Source organism: Rhizobium sp. K102, assembly GCF_022385315.1.
Classification (GTDB): Bacteria; Pseudomonadota; Alphaproteobacteria; order Rhizobiales; family Rhizobiaceae; genus Rhizobium; species Rhizobium croatiense.
In genome coordinates, this window is sequence record NZ_CP092436.1 from 30,902 (window position 1) to 53,100 (window position 22,199).

Here is a 22,199-nt window from a genome sequence, read left to right on the forward strand (position 1 = left end):
GCGCATGGTCGAATAGGCTCGCGCTACGCTCATCAGCGAAAGCTAAGTCCATGAAACTCGATCGGATCGACATCAAGATACTGAACGTGCTGCAGCAGAATGGGCGAATGACAAACGTGGAGCTCTCGGAGGTGGTGAAATCTTTCACCGAGCCCGTGCCTGATGCGCATGAAGAGGCTGCAGTCGGAGGGGTACATCGAGGGCTATACCGCTCAGGTCAATGTCGCCAAATTGGGACAGACAGTAACGGTCTTCACCGAGGTGACGCTGAAGAACCACCGGCAGACCGACTTTGCTCGCTTCATCGCCGCTATCGAGAAAATCGAGGAACTCATCGAGTGCTATGTGATCTCGGGCGGCTACGACTATCTCCTGAAATTCGTGACTACCGGTGTCGGCGAATATCAGGAGATCATGGAGCAGCTGATCGAGTTGGACGTCGGCATTGACAAGTATTTCACCTACGTCGTGCTGAAATCGCCGATCCGCAAGGCGCACATGCCGCTGACGAAGCTATTCAGCCACAGGCTCTAAAAAACTCCTCGCCGTTCTCCGATTACAAGGTGCCGGACAGCGTCCTCGGAAGTTCCTGGTGCGACGTTGCGTACCTTCCGGCACAATCAGAGACCGCCTACCTCAACTCTGGAGCCGTCAAAGAAGCGCGACAGGCGGAAAGGCCTCGGATCAACGCAGGGTTTATCATTAGCAACAAGGTCAGCGGCCAAGCGACCAATGCCAGGGCCAATGCCGAAGCCATGGCCGGAGCCGCCGGCCGCCAGATAAAGGCCTTTGACGTGATCGGACGCCGAGATGACCGGCACCGCGTCCGGTGTGCAATCCACATAGGCGCCCCAACTGTCGGCGATTTCGATACCCTTAAGCGCCGGGAACTGCTCGGTGACGCCTTTTAGAATAGACGTGATCGTCCGGCAACTCGGCGTCGGGTCGAGAACCCGGATCCGCTCGAAAGGCGAAATTGTATCAGTTTTCCAGCTCGCCAGCGCCTCCGGTCCATGGAACATGGATCTGCCGACGCCGATCTGGACCGCTGTCAGCCGCTTCAGAAACATCGGCATGAACCAGCGCGCATAGCGGATGCCTTGGGGCGTGATATCCAAGGTTGCCCTGCCGCTAATAGCAAGGGTGTAACTGCCATCCAACCTGCGGGTCAATGAACACTCTGGCGTATAGATTGCCTCGCCGAGATTGGCTGTGGGGCGCGTGCGAATTGCAGTCTGGCGCACGCTTGCCTGCGGGAACTGCACGCCGTACTGGCGGCAGAACATGGAAGCCCACGCACCGCCGGCGTTCAGAACGGTCTGCGACCTGATGATGCCTTTTTCGGTGACCACCCCAGCAACTGCACCATTGACGATATCAAGGCCTCGTGCTGCGCATTCCTGGTGGATGGTCGCGCCAAATTTGCGGGCGCCGTTCGCGATCGTCGGCGCGGCAATGGCCGGTTCGCCTTTGCCATCATCGACCGAATGGACGCCGCCGAGCCAGCGGCGGCCTTGTGCCGGAATTCGGTCGTGCGCTTCGTGGGCAGTTAGCATCTTAGTGTTGACGTCGAATTGCCGGGCGATATCAAGCCATTGTTCCCATTCAGCCAGCTGCTGAGGGTTGTCCGTGGCGTAGAACAGCCCGCATCGGCGGAAGCCGACGTCCTCGTCGATTTTGGCGGCAAACTGGTCCCACGCCTGCATGGAAATTCCTGAGAGCGGCAGTTCGCGCTCATCCCGGTTCTGCCGGCGGCACCAGCCCCAGTTTCGGCTGGATTGTTCACCGCCGACATAGCCCTTTTCCACCAAAGCAACGGAGCGCCCTCGCTCTGCGAGAAAAAATGCCGCCGAGGCACCAACAATGCCGCCGCCGATGACGACGACGTCCGCCTTGGCGGGAAGCTCTTGATCGCTCTGTATGCGTTTGACGAGTGGTGACATCGAGGCTGACCTGAACTGGTTAGTTGGAGCTGTTTTCTGATTGCCGGGCAGGGGCGTCAGGCGGAAGCACGGCGATCGCGTCGACTTCGACCAGATAGCCGTAGTGGAGCTCGGGCACCGGAACCACGGTGCGCGCCGGGCGCGCCTCCCCAAGTCGCGTCGCATAGACCTGGTTGAAACCTGGCCAATTGACGACCCCGACGATATAGGCCGTCACCCTGACGAGATCGCTCGGGGTTCCGCCTGCGGCCTCCAGAACTGCGAGCATGTTGTCGATGGCCTGCCCCGCCTGCGTCGCAAATCTATCGTCGGGAAGCGGCGCTCCATCCGGTCGAATTGGGAGCTGCCCTGATATGTAGAGATGCTGGCCCGCCAGCTTCGCCTGGACATAATGACCAGCAGGGCTGGGCGCACTAACGGTACTTACAGCTATAACGTGGGACATCACCAACCTCCGAAGCGCGGCCAGACGGCCTCAATGGCGTGCGATTGACCTCGAACAACATGATAGGCTTCGTGCTGCGCCGCCGTCGCGCAGGCATGGTTCGGCAGAATCCGCACGCGGTCTCCGACCCTCAGATGGGGCAGACGAGCGTCCGAACCCGGCCGCACGGCGATAATGCCATGCTCCTGGTTTGCATCGGCAACGATGATGTCACGATAGGCGTTGCCTTGAATGTCACAGACGAGGCCATATCCCTGGTCGACGGCTTGCTTGCTCGTGCCACGATCCCGCGACAGCGACATCCATCCCGCATCAGTTATGACCCAGCCTTTCTCGCGCTGGTGACCGATCACAGTTGCAAGAACGCTGAGTGCAATATCGTCGACCTGGCAGACACCGATCCCTGCCATCACTAGATCGAAGAACACGAATACGCCTGCGCGGACCTCGGTGACTCCAGTAAGATCCTGCGTGTGATGGGCCGTCGGCGTCGAGCCGACGCTGACGACGGCGCAGGGCAGTCCGACACCGCGCAGAAGTTGGGCCGCTCCCACAACGGCCGCTCGCTCGGCTTCCGCATGGCGCTGCTGTGCCTCGGGCCCCCCACCCTTGTAGCTGTCGCCGGCATGAGTCAGAACGCCACGCAACTCCGCACCTGCCGCCAGCGCCTGCCCGATCTCCAGCAACTGGGCGTGATTGGCGGGCACAACACCCGAGCGGTGGCCGTCGCAATCGATCTCGATCATGGCTGGGATCCGCATTCCGGACTTTCTGGATGCCTCGGCAACCGCCAGCGCCTGCTCGACGGTGTCCAGTATGACGACGAGATCGACGCCCTTGGCGCGCAGTTCGACGACGCGCGCGAGCTTCGCCGGGGCGATGCCGACCGCATAGATCATGTCGCGAAGACCATCGGCCGCGAATTGCTCAGCTTCCTTCAGCGTGGAGATGGTCGCAGGTCCTTCAGGCGCGATCATGACCCGCCGCGCCACGTCAATCGACTTTGCCGTCTTCAGATGCGGTCGTAGCGACACGCCCAGACCATCGAGCCGGTTCCTAAGCCGCGTGATATTTCGGTCCATGCGGTCCGCATCCAGAACCAGGCATGGCGTTTCTAACGCCTCAAGAGTAGTCGCGGCCGCCAAGCGAGCGGAGGGGTCGAACGTCGCTAGATCCATGTGTCTGGTCTCCAAATTCGAAATTCACCTTGTCGCCAATCCGTAAAGATCGCAATTAATGATCGATGAAGGTTCGATTTAGTTCGATATTAATGCCGATCGTGCGACATCACCCGCATCAGCCTGAATTCGCTTGAGCACGTCGATTTCCGTCTCGATTTCCAGCCGCAGATTGGAACTGCCGGAAAATGAGCCGTTGAAAGCAGCGGTTCCGATGGTAAACCCTGCCGCGCCAGATCGCACCACGGCCGCCATCCTTTGCGGGCTGTCGATCGAGCCGGCAACCACCACGGGCTTGCCGATGGCCTCACACACGCGCGTTATGAGCGCCTCGACATCGCCGTCGAAGCGATAAGCGAGCAAATCGAGACCGCTGACACCCTCGATCGCCGTCAACTGTCGGCCACTGTCGACGATCGTTTCGATCGTCCCTTCGAGCTTGCTCGGATGGCCGACGATCTTGCCGGGGAACGGATAGTACCGGATGTTCTTCCCGGCGATAACTGGCAGAACGACATTCGGCCGGGTTCCACCCATCAGGATGTCGACGCCAAGGTCCACCGCGGCTTGCGCGGATCGCCGCTCGCTCTCCTCGTCAAGGCTTACAACCTCGAGATAGAGAGTCGCACCCGCCGCTTTGATTGCTGAAGCGATGACCAAAAGTTCATCGAACGGCAACCCAATATCCTTGAACCCCACATGCGTGATGCCGGCGGCAAGCACATCCTTGAGGCGCTCGGCCGCGTCGGCAACGGTGCGATCCTGATTGGTGAGCATGAAAATGAAGTCGGGAGAAGTTTGGGGCATCGAAAGCGCTCCTAGATTGCGTTGAGAAGCAGCGCCTGATCGAAGGCGTAGCGAAGAGAGGAATGATCGGCCTTACCCTGGCCGGCGATGTCGAATGCCGTACCGTGATCGACGCTGGTACGGATGAAAGGCAAACCGATGGTGACGTTGACGCCGTTGTCGATACCGAGATACTTGACCGGGATGAGGCCCTGGTCGTGATATTGCGCGATGACGATATCGAACTCGCCCCTGCGAGCCCGCATGAAAATCGTGTCTCCGGGCCAGGGACCGGACGCGTTTATTCCGACTTCCTGAGCCCGGCTGATTGCCGGCGCGATGATGTCGAGATCTTCGCGTCCGAACATACCGTTTTCACCGGCATGGGGATTGAGGCCGGCCACCGCAACGCGCGGCGATGCAATCCCATAAGCCTTACCTGCCCGGTGCGCCAATTCGATCGTTCGGAAAACTGAATCCTCTGTCACGAGGTCGATGGCATCGCGCAATGATACGTGAATCGTGACCAGAATGACGCGCAGTTCGTCGTTCGCGAGCATCATTGCAAACTTGTCGGTCCCCGTCCGCTCAGCAAGGATTTCCGTATGGCCGGGATAATGGAGCCCACCCTGCTTCATCGCCTCCTTGTTGATCGGCGCGGTGACGATTGCTCCGATGTTTCCTGCCAGCGCTTCGTCGATCGCCCGTGCGACATAGTCGTAGCTGGCTCGCCCGGCACGAGCGTCCACCTGACCGATGGGCAAATCGTCCGGCAGATGCGAGACGTTGAGAACCGCTATGAGTCCGCTGTCTGGCAGAGCGTCATCGACTGACGCGATGGGCTGCACCTGCAGGGGAAGATTAAGGGCGCGGACCGCGCGCTCCATTACCTTGGCGTCACCGATCACCACCGCTTGTTCCGGCAGCCCATCCGCGAAAACACGGGCGATAATTTCCGGGCCGATCCCGCAGGGATCGCCCATCGTTATTCCAATAGGCTTCTTCATTTCTTATCTCCAAGCCAGAGGCCCCGAAGCAACTCGGCTGATTTCAGCAGGATACGCGGCGAACCGAAGCCGCCCGCCTTTGTGATAATGTGAATGGGATGCGGCCCCGTGGTGCGGCCGACCGGAATTCCAGGCTCGACCTCGCTCAGGAGTTCAAGTGAACTGATCTCAAGTTCGCTCAACACGGATTCGGCAGTGTCACCGCCCGTCAGGAAAAGCCCGGTAACGGGATAACTCCCCATAAATGCCCGCACAGCCTGGCCAAGAGCGGTTGCGATGGCCCGAGGATTGGCGGACGCACTTCCTTCGGAGGTGGTTAGAATAATGTCTCCGCCGGATCCAAATCGGTTGTACTCCGCAGCGGCCCGTTCGGCGGCGAGAGCGGGGGAGCGAGACGCCACCTCCGAGTCGATAATGATCTGCCGGATGTTGCCGGTTCTTATCAGTCTTGAGCATTGCTCGCGGCTCTGCGGATTCACGCTGCCGATGACAAAGAGGTTGACAGACGTCGTGACCGTGAACGGTGCGATTTCACCAGCCCGGCCCACATAATCCGCCAGCGCGATCGCCAGGCCCGGAGATCCACACCACAGGATGGACTTTGGATCGGCCGCCGATTTCACCAGCAGTGCCAAGTCTTCTTGCATAGTCGCATCGGCGATCAGCAACTTTCTGCCATCGGCGACAAGTTCACCGGATCTCAATGCCCGCACGTCCGCAAGCGTGAGATAACGCACTTCTGCCTCCGGAATGTCTCGAAACAGGGCGCGAAGGTGGGAGTCCGTTATGGGGTGAAGCGGATCCTTGACGAATTCGGTTTGCTCCAACGGCACGCCACGAAGAAGCTGCCGCCCGCCTTCAGTGGTTCTTCCACCGGCGGGGAAAGCCGGAGCGACGATTGCGATTGTCCGACCGGAAGCCGCGAGCGCGGCTGTTATCTCAGCTCCAACGTGGCCGCGGATGGTGGAATCAACGGTGTTGTAAAGGATATCCGCGGATGCCAGGCTTTTTGCCGCCTGCGTCGCCCGATCGACAGCGCCCTCAGCGGATACAGTGCGACTTGCCTTGTTGACAGAGACGATCGCAACTTGTTCAGGCGACCATCGCCGGTAGTCTGTGAAGACAATGCATCTGTGCCCCATGCTCACGAATGGGCCGGCGCCATCGGTTGCACTCGTCAAATCATCGGCTAAGATTCCTACCTTCAAAATCGCGGTCCTGTCGGTTTTCCAATGTAACGACGAGGATATTAGCGCTATTGCTTTTGCCGAAAAAATGATGAATTCTGACCGAAATTCGTCACTTTATCTCACAGATATGGCCGCACGATTTCCCTCTTTATCCGCGCTCAGAGTCTTTGAATCAGCTGCACGACATTTGAATTTCGGGCGTGCCGGCGATGAATTGTTCGTCACGCACAGCGCCGTCAGCAAGCAAATCCGCTTGCTTGAGGAAGACCTGGGAGTGGCCCTTTTTGAGCGAAGAAACAGGGCCGTTTTCCTAACCGACCCAGGTCGGCGTCTGCTTGTTACGATGAGTGCGGTGTTTCGCCAGATCAGCGATTGTTGCGACGAAATCAAAGGTAACGGTTCGGCACCGCTGGTGCTCTCATGTGAACCGACATTCACGCAGCGATGGCTAATCCCGCGCCTCCCGCAATTTAATGCACTTCATCCGGACATTGAAGTTCATGTATTGGCCGCTGGCGGACCTGTAAGCTTCGACCGGAGTCATATTGATCTGGCGCTCCGGAGAAACGATTTTAGCTGGTCGCCGGACCTGTTTATGGAAACGGTGGTCGAAGAACGTGTCGGCCCCATATGCGCGCCAGGCCTGTTGGCATCTGGCGGCAATGACATCCTCTCCCTACCTCGCATTCATTCGGCTACGCGTCGAGATGCCTGGACACGATATATCGCGGACAACCAGGTCGAAGATCCGAATCCACCCAGCAGCCAGATGTTCGAACACTTTTATCTGAGCATCGAAGCGGCAATCGCTGGGCTAGGCGCCGCGATCGGTCCAGAGCCGCTGGTCGCCGACGCCGTGGAAAGCGGGCAGTTGGTGGCGCCGCGGGGGTTTTCCAGCAACGGCTACAATTACATCCTATTGAGCCGTCTTCCTTTCGAAGACGATTCAAGGAAACGAAACTTTCTCTCCTGGCTTCGACGACAGTTTGGTCCTTGAAGGACGCAGAGTAGCAAACCTTGAGGTCGGTGCTCTGTAACGTAGATTGTCGGCTGGATGGGCGACATGGCGAGGATCGTAGCCGAGACGGTGGACACGCGACAACAGGGATACCAATTTGCTCAGACCAAAGCCTCATATACTCGGACCGAGTATGTTGGTTTTCGCGTCAATGATGTGGTCGTACATGTTGCGCTCGGCCTCTCTACTGTCACGATCCTTTATTGCGTCGAGGATCGCCTGATGGCTGACGATATAGGCCGTCATGCGCTCAGCGGTCAGCGATTGTTCTTTCATTTTTCCCCACAGGTTTCCCGCTCGCACTGCGTGAATGCCTTCATAGAGGGAGGCAAGAAGACCATTACGTGCAGCTTGGACGATGATGCGGTGAAAGACGGCATCCCATTTCTCGAATTCGCCTAGAGATTCCGACGCGCTGCCTCGGGCGATTGATTTCTGCATTTCTTCGACTTCCTGCCTGGTCGCGCGCAAGGCTGCCAACGCCGCGATCTTCGGCTCGATGATCAACCTCGCCTCAAAGACTTCCGCCGGATAGGTGCGCAATGTGTCTCCCTCACTGATTGCCGGGCGGCGGAGAGCGCTGGAACTTACGCCGCTTCCGGCGATAAAGGTCCCTCTGCCAACATGCCTGATGAGGCGGCCTTCCTTCTCTAGCGAGCCGAGCATCCTTCGGAGGGCGGTACGCGGCAGCCCGAGTTTCAGCGCCAAGTCGCGCTCAGGAGGCAGTCGATCCCCTGGCTCCAAACCTTCCGCTTCAATGAAATCCTTCAGCACCACGCTCATGTGCCCTCCGATAAATATTTCGCGAAACCAATTTGATCTATATTGACACCAATGGCAAGACCAATCTTATATTAATCGCAGAACCAACGCAGATTGGTAGCGAATGGCGCTGAAGCCCAGGGACCAGCTGTGCACCGCTCGAGAGGTATGAGCGGCACGCGTGGGCCGCGACAAGAACCTCAATCAAGAAGCTGCGTAACAAGGGAGATATATCGATGGCCGTTACGACTGAAGCTGTTACAGCAGACGACGCAGCGCTTTCGGTTCGAGCTCTGACAGTCGACCTGCCGAAGGGCATGGAAAGGGCTCATGCCGTCGAAAACGTCTCGTTCGACCTGAAGCGTGGTCAGATCCTTTGTATCATCGGGGAGTCTGGATCGGGCAAGTCGGTAACGGCGAACACGATCATGGGACTCTTGCCGAAGATTATCCCAGTCTCTTCCGGTGCGATCAATCTCGATGGAACGACCATAGTCGGCGCGCCGGCAAAAAAGCTGCGCCAGTTGCGCGGCCGCGTCGTGTCCATGATCTTTCAGGATCCGCTTTCGGCGCTCAACCCGCTGATGACGGTCGGGGAGCAGGTTACTGAAGTGATGGCAGCTCATGGAGTGGGCACCAAGGCCTCGCGCCGTGACCGCGCGCTCGAATTGCTGACCGAAGTCGGCCTGCCCGATCCGGAACTGATGTACCACCAGTATCCTTTCAGGCTTTCCGGTGGTCAGCGCCAGCGCGTCATGATCGCGATGGCGCTCGCCCTTGAGCCGACCGTCCTGATCGCAGACGAACCGACGACAGCCCTTGACGTAACCACGCAGGCGCAGATCCTGAAGCTCATCCGTGACATTCAGCGCCGCAAGGACATGAGCGTCATGTTCATCACCCACGACTTCGGCGTCGTGGCTGAAATTGCCGACAGCGTCGTGGTTATGGAGAAAGGGCGGATCGTCGAACAGGGCACCGCCGATCAGGTTCTCAATTCCCCTAGCCACCCTTACACCCAGCGTCTAATCGCCGCCGTTCCGCACCTCACGGGCGAAGACAGAAAGCTTGAATCGCGCACGAGCGACGAGACGATTCTGGCGGTCAACGGTTTGTGCAAGACCTATCGCAGCGGCAGCGCGCTGTTCGGCAGCCAGCGTATCGTGCCTGCGGTGCAGGAGGCCTCATTCACCTTGGCTGCAGGCCGCACCCTTGGCATTGTCGGTGAGAGCGGCTCCGGAAAATCATCGTTGGGACGGCTCCTGATCAAGCTTCAGGACAGCGACAGCGGTCAGATCCTGTTTGAGGGCAGGGACATCGTCAAGCTCACGGAGTCCGAGTTCCGGCCGTTGCGCCCTCGAATTCAGATGATCTTTCAAGACCCCTTTGCCTCGCTCAATCCGCGCTCCACTATCGGTCAGATACTGACCGTCGGGCCTGTCGCACATGGTATGCCCTACGCACAGGCGCGCGAAGAGGCCCGCGCTTTGCTTTCCCACGTCGGTCTCGATGCTGGCGCCTTCGGCCGCTACCCGCACGAATTCTCGGGTGGTCAGCGCCAGCGCATCGGCATCGCCCGGGCGCTGATGTTCAAGCCTAAGCTGCTGATTGCCGACGAAGCTGTCTCCGCACTTGACGTGTCGATCCAGGCCCAGATCCTCAAGCTGCTTGACCAGATCCAGCGCGAGACGGGCGTATCAATGGTCTTCATTACCCATGATCTTCGTGTCGCCAGCCAGATCTGCGACGAAATTGCCGTGATGCAAAAGGGCCGGGTCGTCGAGCGCGGCCCCCCGTCACAAATCTTCCTGAAACCGCAATCCGACTACACGCGTGAACTTGTGGCTGCAATCCCGGGAGAACGACGGAGAGACGCTTGAGAAAGTTCAATTAGCTCCTGGCAGTAGCTTCCTAATGAGCAAAAGAGAGGGAATAAAAATGACGGAAGAATCCACAACCAAAACGAACTATTCTCGGCGCGACGCACTGCGCCTGATGGCAGCAGGCGGCATCGCGTGCTTTGCCGCTGCTAACCTGATCGGCAAGCCAGACATTGCCCGGGCCGCCGACAAGAAACCTGCGGGTCGCGTCGTGGTCGGGCTTTCGCAGGAGCCGACCGTTTTCAATCCGCTCATGGCACATATCGAAGTGGACGATGCGGTACACTTCTCGCTCTTCGACGCCCTATTTCGCATGGATCCCAACGGCGAGGTCCAGCCCAATCTTGCGGCAGAAGTGCCCACGCAGAAGAACGGCGGCATCTCCGAGGATGGCCTGAATTGGCGCGTCCGTCTGCGTGACGATGTTCGCTGGCATGATGGCAAGCCCTTTACGGCCGAGGATGTGAAGTTCACCCTTGAACTGATCACAAATCCGAAGTTCCGCGCCTGGCGCACAGGCGGCCATTCGCTTGTGCGTGATATCAAGGTGGTCTCCCCAACGGAAATCACCTGGCGCATGGAGCAGGTTTTCGCTCCTTACCTGTCGTTTCTCACCGAAACCTTCATCGTGCCAAAACATCTTCTCGAGAAGGAAGCTGATCCGAATGCAGCAGCCTTCAATCAGGCGCCCGTTGGCACCGGCGCCTTCAAGTGGAGCCAGCGAGTCGCCGGCGACCATCTCGAACTGGCGGCCAACCCGGATTATTTTGGAGATGGCCCGTATGTCGAACAGGTCGTATTCAAGTACATTCCTGACCAGGTGGTGCTCTACACCCAGTTCAAGAGCGGTGACATCGACCTCACAGACCAAGCCTACATCACGCCCGACCACTACGAGGAAGCCAGCAAACTGCAGGGCCGCGTGGTGAGCCTGGTGCCCGGTTCCTCCGTCGAGTCGTTCTATCTCAATCTCGAGCGGCCGCAGTTCAAGGAATTGGCGGTGCGCCAGGCACTCTATGCCGCAATGGACAGAAAGGCGATCATCGACGCGCTCTATTTTGGCGTGGTCACAACGACCGAAACCTTCATGCCAAAGAAGTCGTACTATTTCAATCCGAACCTTCCGACGCAGGAATTCAATCTCGACGCCGCACGTAAGCTCCTCGACGACGCCGGCTGGGTACCGGGGTCGGACGGAATACGTGAGAAGAATGGGGTAAGGCTTGCGTTCAACAACTCGACGACATCAGGCAACAATCTCCGCGAGCAGGTGCAGCAGTTCCTGCAGCAGACATTCGCGGAAATTGGCGTCCAGATGACCATCTCGAATTTGCCGGCTGCCGTCATGTTTGGCGAATTCTGGCTAAAGTCACAGTTCGACACGGCAATCTCGGGCGTCACGCATCTGATTGCCGCGGACCCCGACGCCACCAACCGTCTTGCGAGCAGCGCGATTGCCGCGAAGGGTGGAAAGGGATCGAACGTCGGCCAGTATTCGAATCCGGAGGTGGATGCGCTGCTCAAGAAGGGTGCCCAAACGTTCGATCGGGAAGCGCGTCGCGAAATCTATTTTCGTATTCAGGAAATCGTGCGTCAGGACCTTCCTTTTCTTCCCCTGTTTGCCGCCACCTATGTGGTTGGCACAAAGGAAGGCCTTGAAGGCTGGGAACCGAATACAAACACGCGCACGGCATCATGGCATGCCGCCGGCTGGCACTGGAAGAGCTGAGTAAACCTCACGTCGCCGCCGCGCGCCGCGGCTGCGACCCCTATAGGCGCTATCACAGGGAGAGCTGAATGCGTAGCTTCCTACTTAACCGCTTCGCTCAGAGCCTAGTACTGCTTCTGATCGTTTCCGTCATTGGCTTCGCGGTGCTCAACCTCATTCCCGGCGGGCCTCTGGCGCAATTTGGGCTCGATGCGAGTATGACGCAGGATGACTTGAACCGACTTACGGAGCAGTTAGGCCTGAACCGTCCTCTGTGGATCCAGTATCTGGATTGGGCCTGGCGCCTTCTAAGAGGAGACTGGGGCCACTCCTTCCGCGACGGGGCGCCAGTTCTCGAGGTGATTGGACGGCACCTCATGGCAACGCTGTTGCTGATGGGATCGTCCACGGTTATCGCGATCGCTATCGGCACGTGGATCGGTGTCCGCGGCGCCACAAAGCGTTATTCGATTTTCGACTACATGGCGACGGTCGGTGCGATGGTGGCCCTTTCGATCCCGACTTTCTGGTTCGGCCTGATCGGCATTTACGTATTCTCGCTCAGACTTGGCTGGCTGCCAGCCGGCAACATGTACACGATCGGCGACGAGTCCGTTCTGAACTATCTCCACCATCTTATTCTGCCCAGCATCGTGCTCGCGCTCGTGCATGTCGCCATCTGGAGCCGCTATATGCGAACGGCTACTCTCGACGTTATCAATCAGGAATTCATCAAGACAGCCCGCGCCAAAGGACTAAGTGAGCGCCGCATCCTGATGAAACATGTTATCGGCAATGCACTCCTACCGATGATCACGCTCCTTGGGATGCAGCTTCCCAGTGTCCTAACGGGTGCTTTGGTCACCGAGACGGTGTTTACCTGGCCGGGCATGGGGCGCCTGTTCCTCGACAGCCTCGGCTATAGTGACTACCCGGTGGTGATGGGATTGCTCATGTTCTCGGCAATCCTTGTCGTGGTGAGCAACCTCGCCGCCGACATCGTTGTCGCCATCATAGACCCCCGCATCCGTCTGAGTTAAGCGCCATGAACGCTCATCAGGAGTCAGCCATCATGACTGCCATTGCTGCAAATTCGCGCCGGGAGCGCTGGTGGAACAGCCGAACTGCGCATCGTTTCATGAACCACCATCTGGCCCTCATCGGCATAGTGATGATCTCTCTCCTGACGCTGGCATGCGTCTTGGGCCCCCATCTGTTGCCGTACGATTCACTCTATATTGATCTGCGCGCCCGCTTCGCGCCGCCGCTGACCGGCCAACATTATCTGGGCACCGACCCGCTGGGACGAGACCTGGCGGCCCGGTTGTTCATGGCGGGCCGTATTTCGCTCCTGGTCGGTTTCTCGGCGATGCTGTTGTCGACACTGATCGGAACCTTTGTCGGCGTTGTGGCGGGATATCGGGGTGGCCTCGTCGGCACGGTGCTGATGCGTGCCGTGGATGGCTTCCTTTCCTTCCCGTCCATCTTCCTCGTGCTTGCTCTTGCCGCTGCGCTGAAGCCAAGCCCGATCATGATTACCGTGGTCATTGCTGCGACGAGCTGGATGGAAGTTGCCCGCATTGTCGAGGCGGAGGTCCGCTCGCTGCGCGAGCGTGAATTCGTGCTTGCCGGCCGCATGCTGGGACTGAGCGCAACGCATATCATGTTCCGCGAGATCCTTCCCAACGCGATGGGTCCGATCATCGTGGCGGCCACCCTGACTGTCGCCCGGGCGATCCTGATGGAAGCCTATATCAGCTTCCTCGGCTATGGAATTCAGCCGCCGCTGCCCAGTTGGGGCAATATGCTGAACGGCGCACAGCAATATCTTGGGACGGCGCCGTGGCTGGCGATCATTCCCGGCGCGGCCATAACGATCGCTGTAACAAGCTTCAACTTCATCGGCGACGGGTTGCGCGATGCGCTTGATGTTCGCGGTGATCACAGTTGAGAAACAGCATGTCGGGTGCCACCAAAAGAGACATCCGCCACTGACGCGCACGTGATATCGGCGGAACAGAGGAGGGGCCATCGCCGCCCCGAGTATCTGGAATGTTCCGTATTTCGCGACGACTGATTGTTGAGCTTTATCGTTCCTGTCGGCGATGACTGGAGCACGGTGCCAAAGGAATAGTGACTATGCCGGTCCAGGTTCAAAAAGTAAGTGATAGCGCCTCTTTTCCAACCGAGGTCGACGTCGTCGTTATCGGGGCAGGGATCGTGGGTACCTGCACGGCCTATGAGCTCGCCCGTAAAGGGGTATCAGTCGCCCTGCTCGAAAAAGGCATCGTCGGTGGCGAGCAGTCGAGCCGCAACTGGGGATGGGTTCGCCAGCAGAACCGCGACCTGTATGAACTTGCGCTAGCCATGTACAGTCTGCGGCGCTGGGAGGAATTGGGCGCGGAAATAGGCCGTGATCTTGGCTTTCGTCGAACCGGGATACTTTACTGCACCAAAAACGAAGCCGATGTCGCTCGTTGGGAAAAATGGGGCCAGGCTGCACGCGTTCAAGGATTTCATAGCCAAATCCTCAGTGCTTCCGAAGCAAATGAGCGGGCTTCGGGCGGCACGTCCTCCTGGGTTGGAGGTGTGTGGTCTCCGACGGATGGGCGAGCCGAGCCCAGTCTTGCTGTCCCTGCCATCGCCGAGGCCGCGAAGGAAAAGGGCGTGTCGCTCCATCAAAACTGCGCCGTTCGGGGCCTCGACATTGTCAATGGCCGGGTGGCAGGCGTGTGGACAGAGCGAGGGCTCGTGAAAGCCAGTACTGTTGTTTGCGCTGGCGGAGCATGGGCGTCCCGCTTTTCTCATCGATATGGCATAGAGCTACCCGTCGCAAACATCGCCGGGACCGCAATCAAGACGACCCGGGCGCCCGAAATCATTCAAGCAGGATGTCTTTCGGCTTCAAACTTCGTGTTGCGACGTCGGACAGACGGCGCCTACACGATTGCCGTCCCGGGACGTGGTACGCTCGACATCACGCCGCGAGGGATGCGATATGCGTTCAAATTCTATCAGATGTACCGCAGCAAGATCGGCAAAAAGCTGAAGTACCGTCTGAACAGCAGCTTCTGGAATGGGCCCGATGCTCTCAGCAGCTGGGAGAACGATGAAATCTCACCATTCGAAAAAAACCGCATTCTGGATCCTGCGCCCGACGGGGAGCTCGTGACGCTCGCATTGAGGAACCTTGAAAGCGAATACCCAGCGCTCAAGGGAATCGGGGTCGAGCGCGCCTGGGGAGGGCTCATCGATACGTCGCCGGATCTCGTTCCGGTGATTTCAAGAGTGGAACGATTGCCCGGCTACGTGATTGCCGCGGGGTTCAGCGGTCATGGCTTTGCTATCGGGCCCGGGGCAGGTCGTCTGGTCAGCGAAATCGTGATGAACGAGACCCCGATCACGGACATCTCGCCCTACAGGCTGAGCCGGTTCCTTGATGGTTCCGCAATCAGGCGGCCGGAAATGATGTAGCGGTCCAAGTTGGTTGCAGTCCAAGGGCCTACTGTCAGTGTGCCCGTAGACGGGCCTCAAACGGACAATGGAATTCAGACGGAACGGCTTCGGGATTCGCGTCGACCGGACGGAAATCCACTTACCGGAGCCGATATCAAGGAGCTTAAACCGTGGCTATCGAAGCTTATGCCGTTCCTCGCGCCATTCGGGCGGGCGCCTTCATCGACCGCGAAAGATACGAAAAATGGTACGAGGAGAGCGTCGAGGATCCGGACAAGTTCTGGGGCAAACACGGCAAGCGGATCGACTGGTTCAAGCCCTATACCAAGGTCAAGAACACCTCCTTTACCGGCAAGGTCTCGATCAAGTGGTTCGAGGACGGCCAGACCAACGTTTCCTACAATTGCATCGACCGCCATCTGAAGACGAATGGCGACCAGGTGGCGATCATCTGGGAAGGCGACAATCCCTATATCGACAAGAAGATCACCTATAACGAGCTCTACGAGCACGTCTGCCGGATGGCGAACGTCCTAAAGAAGCACGGCGTCAAGAAGGGCGATCGCGTCACCATCTATATGCCGATGATCCCGGAAGCGGCTTATGCGATGCTCGCCTGCGCCCGCATCGGTGCGGTGCATTCGGTCGTCTTCGGCGGTTTCTCGCCCGAGGCGCTGGCCGGGCGCATCGTCGACTGCGAATCCACCTTCGTCATCACCTGCGACGAAGGTCTGCGCGGCGGCAAGCCGGTGCCGCTGAAGGACAATACCGATACGGCGATCCACATCGCCGCCCGTCAGCACGTCAATGTCAGCAAAGTGCTGGTCGTGCGCCGCACCGGCGGCAAGACTGGCTGGGCGCCGGGCCGCGACCTCTGGTATCACCAGGAAGTCGCCACGGTGAAGGCCGAATGCCCGCCGGTGAAGATGAAGGCGGAAGATCCGCTGTTCATTCTCTATACGTCCGGCTCGACCGGCAAGCCGAAGGGCGTGCTGCACACGACGGGCGGCTATCTCGTCTACGCCTCGATGACGCATGAATATGTCTTCGACTATCATCATGGCGACATCTACTGGTGCACCGCCGATGTCGGCTGGGTCACCGGCCATTCCTATATCGTCTATGGGCCGCTTTCGAACTGCGCGACGACGCTGATGTTCGAAGGCGTGCCGAACTTCCCGGATCAGGGGCGTTTCTGGGAAGTCATCGACAAACACAAGGTCAATATCTTCTACACCGCGCCGACGGCGATCCGCTCGCTGATGGGCGCCGGCGATGAATTCGTCACGCGCTCGTCGCGCTCGTCGCTGCGCCTGCTCGGCACGGTCGGCGAACCGATCAATCCGGAGGCCTGGGAGTGGTACTACAATGTCGTCGGCGACAAACGCTGCCCTGTGATCGATACCTGGTGGCAGACGGAAACTGGCGGCCACATGATCACGCCGCTGCCCGGTGCGACCGACCTGAAACCCGGTTCGGCGACGACGCCGTTCTTCGGCGTCAAGCCTGAGCTGGTCGACAATGAGGGCAAGGTGCTGGAAGGGGCCGCCGATGGCAATCTCTGCATCACCGACAGCTGGCCGGGCCAGATGCGCACCGTCTACGGCGATCACGAGCGCTTCATCCAGACCTATTTCTCGACCTACAAGGGCAAGTACTTCACCGGCGATGGCTGCCGGCGCGACGAGGACGGCTATTACTGGATCACCGGCCGCGTCGACGACGTGCTCAACGTCTCCGGCCACCGGCTCGGCACGGCGGAGGTGGAATCGGCGCTGGTCTCGCACAATCTGGTTTCGGAAGCGGCGGTCGTCGGCTATCCGCATTCGATCAAGGGCCAGGGCATTTATTGCTATGTGACGCTGATGGCCGGCCACGAAGGGACGGACACGCTACGCCAGGATCTGGTCAAACATGTGCGCGCCGAAATCGGGCCGATCGCCGCGCCGGACAAGATCCAGTTTGCGCCCGGCCTGCCGAAGACCCGCTCGGGCAAGATCATGCGCCGCATCCTGCGCAAGATCGCCGAAGACGATTTCGGCGCGCTCGGCGATACGTCGACACTTGCCGATCCGGCCGTGGTCGACGATCTGATCGCCAACCGGCAGAATAGGGAAACGGCTCGGCCATCACGCACCGATGGCTCCTAATTATGCCACTCGCCCGACATGATGCGAAGAGGCGCACGACGTTCATTTTCGGCGTAACTGTCTGTTCGGACCGTTTTGGAGCCAGTGACGTGTGGGTGATATTGCCTTCAAGGTCGAAACTCGCCCAGTCGGGCAAAACCTTTTTGCGCCCGCCGACAAAACCCTCACGCAGGTGCTGGAGGACCACGGTTAAACGTCTACAGATACTGCCAGGAAGGAAACTGCGGGACTTGCAAGGTCAAATTGCTATGGGGCCGGATCAATCATTGTGATATCTTGCTGACCGCCCGCCGGAGAGAGGCAGCTGACTGCACGATAGTCTGCGTGTCTCGCGCGGCAAATCAGCGGGATACCATCGTGCTAGATGGTCGCAGCTTTGGATTTTCGCTCGTCTGGCCTAACTCAAGGCATGGCCAGCGAGGCCATATACCGCCGGTTCGTTCGCTTGTCGATTCAGGAAGCGACGGCCTTTAGACATGGTCGTAACGGTCTCGGATATAGCCAGCCGGCTTTGTTGAAGAAAGTCCGCAAATGGACCTTTCTCCCGTGTATCGACGCGGGCAAATTGACCAGCCAGATCTTTAAGATGCACGGCCGCGAGATGCATCGCATCGTGATCATTGCTTGCCACGATAGGGCCGACCACGTGACCGCGCCCGAACTCGCGACACATGGAATAGCCGACAGGTTCGCCGCCGCGCCGAAGCACGCAAATTGCAGCACCTTCTGCAAGAAGGGCAAGCAATCGCTCTCGGTTCGTCCCGAAGGCAGATGTGTCCAGAGCGGTAATCTCCTCTATCCTATCGATCGACAGCGCACTCAACTCGCCATTCAAAGCTGGCAGCGCGGGAAGCGTGGAAGCGACGTCTCCCTGATACTGGTAAACCGTCGCTTCCTTTGTGAAACCGAGCGATAGATAGAGTTTATAAGCCGCATCGGTCGAGTTCAGAGCTAGATTGCGGTCGCCGCACTGCTCGAACACTTGTTGCATCAACCAGCGGCCGTTTCCTTCAGCCTGCGTGCGAGGCGATGTGATCACGAGCCCGATGGTGGCAAAATCCTCTCCATGAGGAAACCACATTGCACTTCCGAAGACGCGTCCAATTCCATCCACGGCGACGATGCCCCGGCCGGCGCGGCGCAGGAACTCCCAATCCTTGAGACGGTGCGGCCAGCCCACGCCAGTCGACAAGGCATGAAGCAGGCTTACGTCAACGCTTTGGATATCCTGGGCGACTAGTTCGAACGATTTCAGGCGCACCGATTTTTGCATTTCAGCTATCCGCTCCGTTCTCCGGATCGCCCACCGCGCTGGCAGTGTCTCTGATCCCGGCTTAGGTTGCAATCTTGTTAGAATATTTACATACAGAGAGCGGCAGGTTCGGTTTGCTTTTAGGCATTATCCGCAATTTCTTACCTAACAAAGCCGCGATTTGGCAGGAATAGCACTCAGCTCCGCTTAGAGTGGTGTCATCCGAGCCGCCTCCATGTTCGCGCAAGAACGCCAAAGATATTCTCGCCAGACTGGTCGCATTTCCTCCGTCGTGAATCCTCCAGCGGAGCTATCGCGGATTTGGATCGGTAAATTGTCGCCGGATGGCGGGCCAGGTGACGCTCTATCCCGGGCCGGAAGGGGCTGCTTCAATCTGCGCGACAATCGGGCCTACCTACTCACCTGGCACGTCGTTCCTGCCGCCGACGCAGAGTGGAACTCGGATGCTCCATCGAAACGGTGCGCAAGATCCATGTTTGCGTTTATGACTGAGCGATCATCGCGATGGGCGCGGCGGAAGGCAGCGAGCACGTTCAAATCTGCGGCACCTAGGGCGCATGGCACCAAACAGAATATCCTGTGGTTTGCCCCTCATAAGAAAGCCAATAATTGCGGAACGCAGCCGATCGCCCCGCACTATTGAGCGCAAGCAGGCCTATACTTGTTGCATTCGATCAGACGAGCATAAGGGCTTGGGGTGATGAGATTTGCTTCCTACTGGCATGAAACTTCCATCCCATTTGCAAGCGGCACCGCTGGCCCGGTCTCGGGAGATTTCGAGGTGGCGGTGATCGGTGCGGGCTTCACGGGCCTGAGCGCTGCGCGCAAACTGGCGCAATCCGGGGTGAAGGTCGCCCTGCTGGAAGCGGAGCACGTCGGGTATGGTGCGTCCGGTCGCAATGGAGGGCACCTCAACAGCGGCCATTTCGCAAGTTTCGGCGCCGCAAAACGGCATCTCGGGAAGACCGGGCACGCCGCTTGTGGCGAGCCTATGATGACTCGATCGACATGATTGAGCGGATCATCGAGGATGAAAAGATCGCGTGCGACTTCCGCCGGGGCGGCAAAATCAAGCTGGCCTCAAAGCCGTCCCACGTGGCCAAGCTCCAATCGATGTGCGCAGAAATCCGCCGGGAGGTCGACCCGTCAGCCGAATGGCTGACGCGTGAGGACCTTCGCAAGGAGGTGATATCGGATGCCTTCCATGGCGGAATTCTCTCTCCGAAATCCGCGATGATGCACATGGGACGCTACGCCAACGGCCTGGCGCAGGCGGCTCACCGCCATGGTGCCGAGATCTGGGAACGTAACCCCGTCACCGCGCGCGAACGCGTGGGGAATGGCTGGCGGCTCAACACGCCCACAGGCACGCTAACCGCGCGCCAGGTCATTCTGGCGACAGACGCCTATACGCCGAGCACCTTCAACTATTTCCGACGAAGGCTCATGCCGATCGCTTCCTTCATCATTGTGACACGGCCGCTCACCCCGCAGGAGATTGCCGCGGCGGTTCCGGGCAACCGCAACTTCACGAACTCCCTCAACATCGCCAATTATTTCCGCCTCACACCCGACAACCGCATGCTGTTCGGAGGGCGGGCCAGATTTTCGGCGGTATCGAATCAGAAAACCAACGTCAGCTCCGGTCAGCTTCTACGCCAGCAGATGGTTGGCATATTCCCGCAGCTCGCAAATGTCGAGATCGACTACTGCTGGGGCGGGCTCGTCGGTTGCACGCAGGATCGTTATCCTCGGGCGGGCAGCGCCGAAGGGGTGATTTACAGCATGGGTTATTCCGGCCACGGAGCCCAGTTGTCGACTTTCATGGGTAACGCGCTTGCCGATATGGCCATGGGGCGCAAGGACGCCAACCCGCTTGACGGTTTCGCCTGGCCCGCGGTTCCGCTGAATGCCGGGAATCCCTGGTTCCTGCCTATTGTGGGCACCTATTACCGAATGAAGGACTTGATGCCCTGACCGATTTTCGCACGGCGTATAGCGCCTTTCTGCCGGGCTGGTGCCGGCGCGCCAGGGACGTTCTGTGGCAGCTTCGATGCGATGAACCCTGGCGAGGGGGCATCGTCGCGCAATTCGGCATCACCAGCGCCAGCGCTGATCCGTCCAAATTAGAAGATCTAATGGCGACCCAGCCTCTTGGTCGCGCCGCTCACGTCTACGCCGAAAGCTGAGCCTGGCGTGTTGACGCGCAGCGCTCGAATTCGGCTTGGCCGGACTTAACACCGGCGCGATCTCACCGAGGTGGCCTCCTTTGGTGTTTTAAACAATCCGGCCTCGGGCGCGAGTGTGCCCAGGTAGGCACCGAGCAAGAAGCTGATAGCGGACGCGTGGGTCATTCGGGGCCAGCATAAGATGCCGCGGACGATGGGGGGAAAACGATAAGATATCACTGAGAGTGCAGCCTTTAGTCGATTTGCCTACTCACACTCATTCACAATTTACACAAGAAATCCGAGGAAGTGTCGTGCAGACAAGTCAGATCGATATTGCCGCTTTTAGCCCCGAACATCTGAGTGCCGCCGTGAACCTCTCCCGGCAGGCAGGCTGGCCCCATCGCCCCGAGGATTGGCAGATGGCGCTTGCATTAAGTGAGGGCGTCGTCGCCATCGAGGACGGCCGGGTGGTCGGCACCGTCCTAGTTACGCGGTATCGGGAAGACTGCGCTACGATCAATATGGTCATTGTCGACGAGGCCATGCGGGGGCGCGGCCTCGGCCGCAGACTAATGGAGGCCGCAATAGGCATTGCCGGTGAGCGGTCGTTGCGGCTCGTGGCGACGGCTGAAGGTCTTCCGCTTTACGAAAAGTTTGGTTTCCGTGAGACCGGCCGTATTTTGCAGCACCAGGGCATTGCAGTGAGAGTAGCCGCGCCACCGGCCGCGATGGCCGCAACGCTGACCGATGTCGCTGTCATCGAAGAACTCGATCGAAAGGCTTTCGGAGCTGATCGCAGCGATCTGATTTCATATCTTGCGAAAACCGGTGAATTAGCTGTGGTACGCCATGACGGCAAGGTCACCGGTTTCTCCTTCCTTCGCACTTTTGGCCGTGGCGAGGTTATCGGTCCTGTCATCGCCGCGAACCTCGACGACGCCAAGGCACTCATCTCCTATTTTATTGCCGCGCGGCCCGGCAAGTTCCTCAGGGTCGATACCACCGCTGCCGCGGCCGGCCTTTCCCAATGGCTCTCCGAGCAGGGCCTCCCTCATGTGAGCGGTGCCATTGCCATGATGAAACCGCCAATCGCGATTGGAGTTTCCGGTCCCACCATCTTTGCTCTCACCAACCAGGCGCTCGGGTGATCCGGCAGTGGCTTGGGCATCCGGGCCTTCGCCAATGGTGTCCTCGGTTGCGCGCCGCCACTCTGCTGCACGACGATGACATCG

16 protein-coding genes and 2 pseudogenes are annotated in these 22,199 nt (G+C 59.0%); 10 read left to right on the plus strand and 8 right to left on the minus strand.

The features are described 5' to 3' along the window. The first annotated feature begins 50 nt into the window (after nucleotides 1-50). Nucleotides 51-534: pseudogene (locus MHI61_RS06175) on the plus strand (Lrp/AsnC family transcriptional regulator). A gap of 86 nt (nucleotides 535-620) precedes the next feature. Here MHI61_RS06175 and MHI61_RS06180 read toward each other — a convergent pair. From MHI61_RS06180 to MHI61_RS06205, 6 genes are all read right to left on the minus strand, one after another. Further along, on the minus strand, nucleotides 621-1,943 hold the full coding sequence (locus MHI61_RS06180; RefSeq protein WP_239791329.1) for an FAD-binding oxidoreductase: 1,323 nt from the start codon (nucleotides 1,941-1,943) through the stop codon (nucleotides 621-623). Nucleotides 1,944-1,962: 19 nt separating this feature from the next. Continuing rightward, the gene (locus MHI61_RS06185; RefSeq protein WP_239791330.1) at nucleotides 1,963-2,388 is read right to left on the minus strand and encodes a RidA family protein; all 426 of its coding nucleotides are present in this window, start codon (nucleotides 2,386-2,388) and stop codon (nucleotides 1,963-1,965) included. After that, complete coding sequence (locus MHI61_RS06190) at nucleotides 2,388-3,566, minus strand: DSD1 family PLP-dependent enzyme (RefSeq protein WP_239791331.1); 1,179 nt, start codon at nucleotides 3,564-3,566, stop codon at nucleotides 2,388-2,390. The genes MHI61_RS06185 and MHI61_RS06190 overlap by 1 nt, the downstream gene beginning before the upstream one ends. Nucleotides 3,567-3,644: 78 nt before the next feature. After that, nucleotides 3,645-4,373 (minus strand): 4-hydroxythreonine-4-phosphate dehydrogenase, encoded by a 729-nt coding sequence (locus tag MHI61_RS06195; protein WP_239791332.1) that lies wholly within the window; start codon nucleotides 4,371-4,373, stop codon nucleotides 3,645-3,647. An 11-nt stretch (nucleotides 4,374-4,384) separates the two neighbouring features. Then, on the minus strand, nucleotides 4,385-5,359 hold the full coding sequence (gene pdxA, locus MHI61_RS06200; protein ID WP_275593081.1) for a 4-hydroxythreonine-4-phosphate dehydrogenase PdxA: 975 nt from the start codon (nucleotides 5,357-5,359) through the stop codon (nucleotides 4,385-4,387). Beyond that, a complete protein-coding gene (locus MHI61_RS06205) occupies nucleotides 5,356-6,567 on the minus strand; it encodes a four-carbon acid sugar kinase family protein (RefSeq protein WP_239791334.1) in 1,212 nt (403 codons plus the stop codon). Before MHI61_RS06205 ends, pdxA begins: the two co-directional genes overlap by 4 nt. Before the next feature lie 70 nt (nucleotides 6,568-6,637). Here MHI61_RS06205 and MHI61_RS06210 point away from each other — a divergent pair, with 70 nt between their 5' ends. After that, nucleotides 6,638-7,546 carry a LysR substrate-binding domain-containing protein gene (locus MHI61_RS06210; protein WP_239791335.1) on the plus strand — a complete coding sequence of 303 codons (909 nt, stop codon included), beginning with the start codon at nucleotides 6,638-6,640 and terminating at the stop codon, nucleotides 7,544-7,546. Between the two features lie 135 nt (nucleotides 7,547-7,681). Here MHI61_RS06210 and MHI61_RS06215 read toward each other — a convergent pair whose 3' ends face one another. Next, nucleotides 7,682-8,350 carry an FCD domain-containing protein gene (locus MHI61_RS06215; protein WP_183925617.1) on the minus strand — a complete coding sequence of 223 codons (669 nt, stop codon included), beginning with the start codon at nucleotides 8,348-8,350 and terminating at the stop codon, nucleotides 7,682-7,684. A 215-nt stretch (nucleotides 8,351-8,565) separates the two neighbouring features. On the opposite strand from MHI61_RS06215, the gene MHI61_RS06220 reads away from it, so the two are divergent. From MHI61_RS06220 to acs, 6 genes are all read left to right on the plus strand, one after another. Then, nucleotides 8,566-10,209: an ABC transporter ATP-binding protein gene (locus MHI61_RS06220; protein WP_239791336.1), complete on the plus strand. Its 1,644-nt coding sequence runs from the start codon at nucleotides 8,566-8,568 to the stop codon at nucleotides 10,207-10,209. A 58-nt stretch (nucleotides 10,210-10,267) separates the two neighbouring features. After that, nucleotides 10,268-11,938 carry a peptide ABC transporter substrate-binding protein gene (locus MHI61_RS06225; RefSeq protein WP_239791337.1) on the plus strand — a complete coding sequence of 557 codons (1,671 nt, stop codon included), beginning with the start codon at nucleotides 10,268-10,270 and terminating at the stop codon, nucleotides 11,936-11,938. A gap of 68 nt (nucleotides 11,939-12,006) precedes the next feature. Beyond that, nucleotides 12,007-12,957 carry an ABC transporter permease gene (locus tag MHI61_RS06230; RefSeq protein WP_239791338.1) on the plus strand — a complete coding sequence of 317 codons (951 nt, stop codon included), beginning with the start codon at nucleotides 12,007-12,009 and terminating at the stop codon, nucleotides 12,955-12,957. Between the two features lie 32 nt (nucleotides 12,958-12,989). After that, on the plus strand, nucleotides 12,990-13,868 hold the full coding sequence (locus MHI61_RS06235) for an ABC transporter permease (protein ID WP_239792791.1): 879 nt from the start codon (nucleotides 12,990-12,992) through the stop codon (nucleotides 13,866-13,868). Nucleotides 13,869-14,056: 188 nt separating this feature from the next. Then, on the plus strand, nucleotides 14,057-15,391 hold the full coding sequence (locus MHI61_RS06240; protein ID WP_239791339.1) for an FAD-binding oxidoreductase: 1,335 nt from the start codon (nucleotides 14,057-14,059) through the stop codon (nucleotides 15,389-15,391). 152 nt (nucleotides 15,392-15,543) lie between these two features. Continuing rightward, nucleotides 15,544-17,523, plus strand: coding sequence for an acetate--CoA ligase (acs, locus tag MHI61_RS06245; RefSeq protein WP_239791340.1), 1,980 nt, complete (start codon nucleotides 15,544-15,546; stop codon nucleotides 17,521-17,523). 397 nt (nucleotides 17,524-17,920) lie between these two features. Here the strand turns inward: acs and MHI61_RS06250 are convergent, their stop codons facing one another. Further along, a complete protein-coding gene (locus MHI61_RS06250) occupies nucleotides 17,921-18,796 on the minus strand; it encodes a GNAT family N-acetyltransferase (RefSeq protein WP_239791341.1) in 876 nt (291 codons plus the stop codon). A gap of 787 nt (nucleotides 18,797-19,583) precedes the next feature. Here MHI61_RS06250 and MHI61_RS06255 point away from each other — a divergent pair. Beyond that, nucleotides 19,584-20,773 (plus strand): annotated as a pseudogene (locus MHI61_RS06255) (FAD-binding oxidoreductase). A gap of 505 nt (nucleotides 20,774-21,278) precedes the next feature. Beyond that, nucleotides 21,279-22,115 carry a GNAT family N-acetyltransferase gene (locus tag MHI61_RS06260; protein ID WP_239791342.1) on the plus strand — a complete coding sequence of 279 codons (837 nt, stop codon included), beginning with the start codon at nucleotides 21,279-21,281 and terminating at the stop codon, nucleotides 22,113-22,115. Nucleotides 22,116-22,199 lie beyond the last annotated feature (84 nt).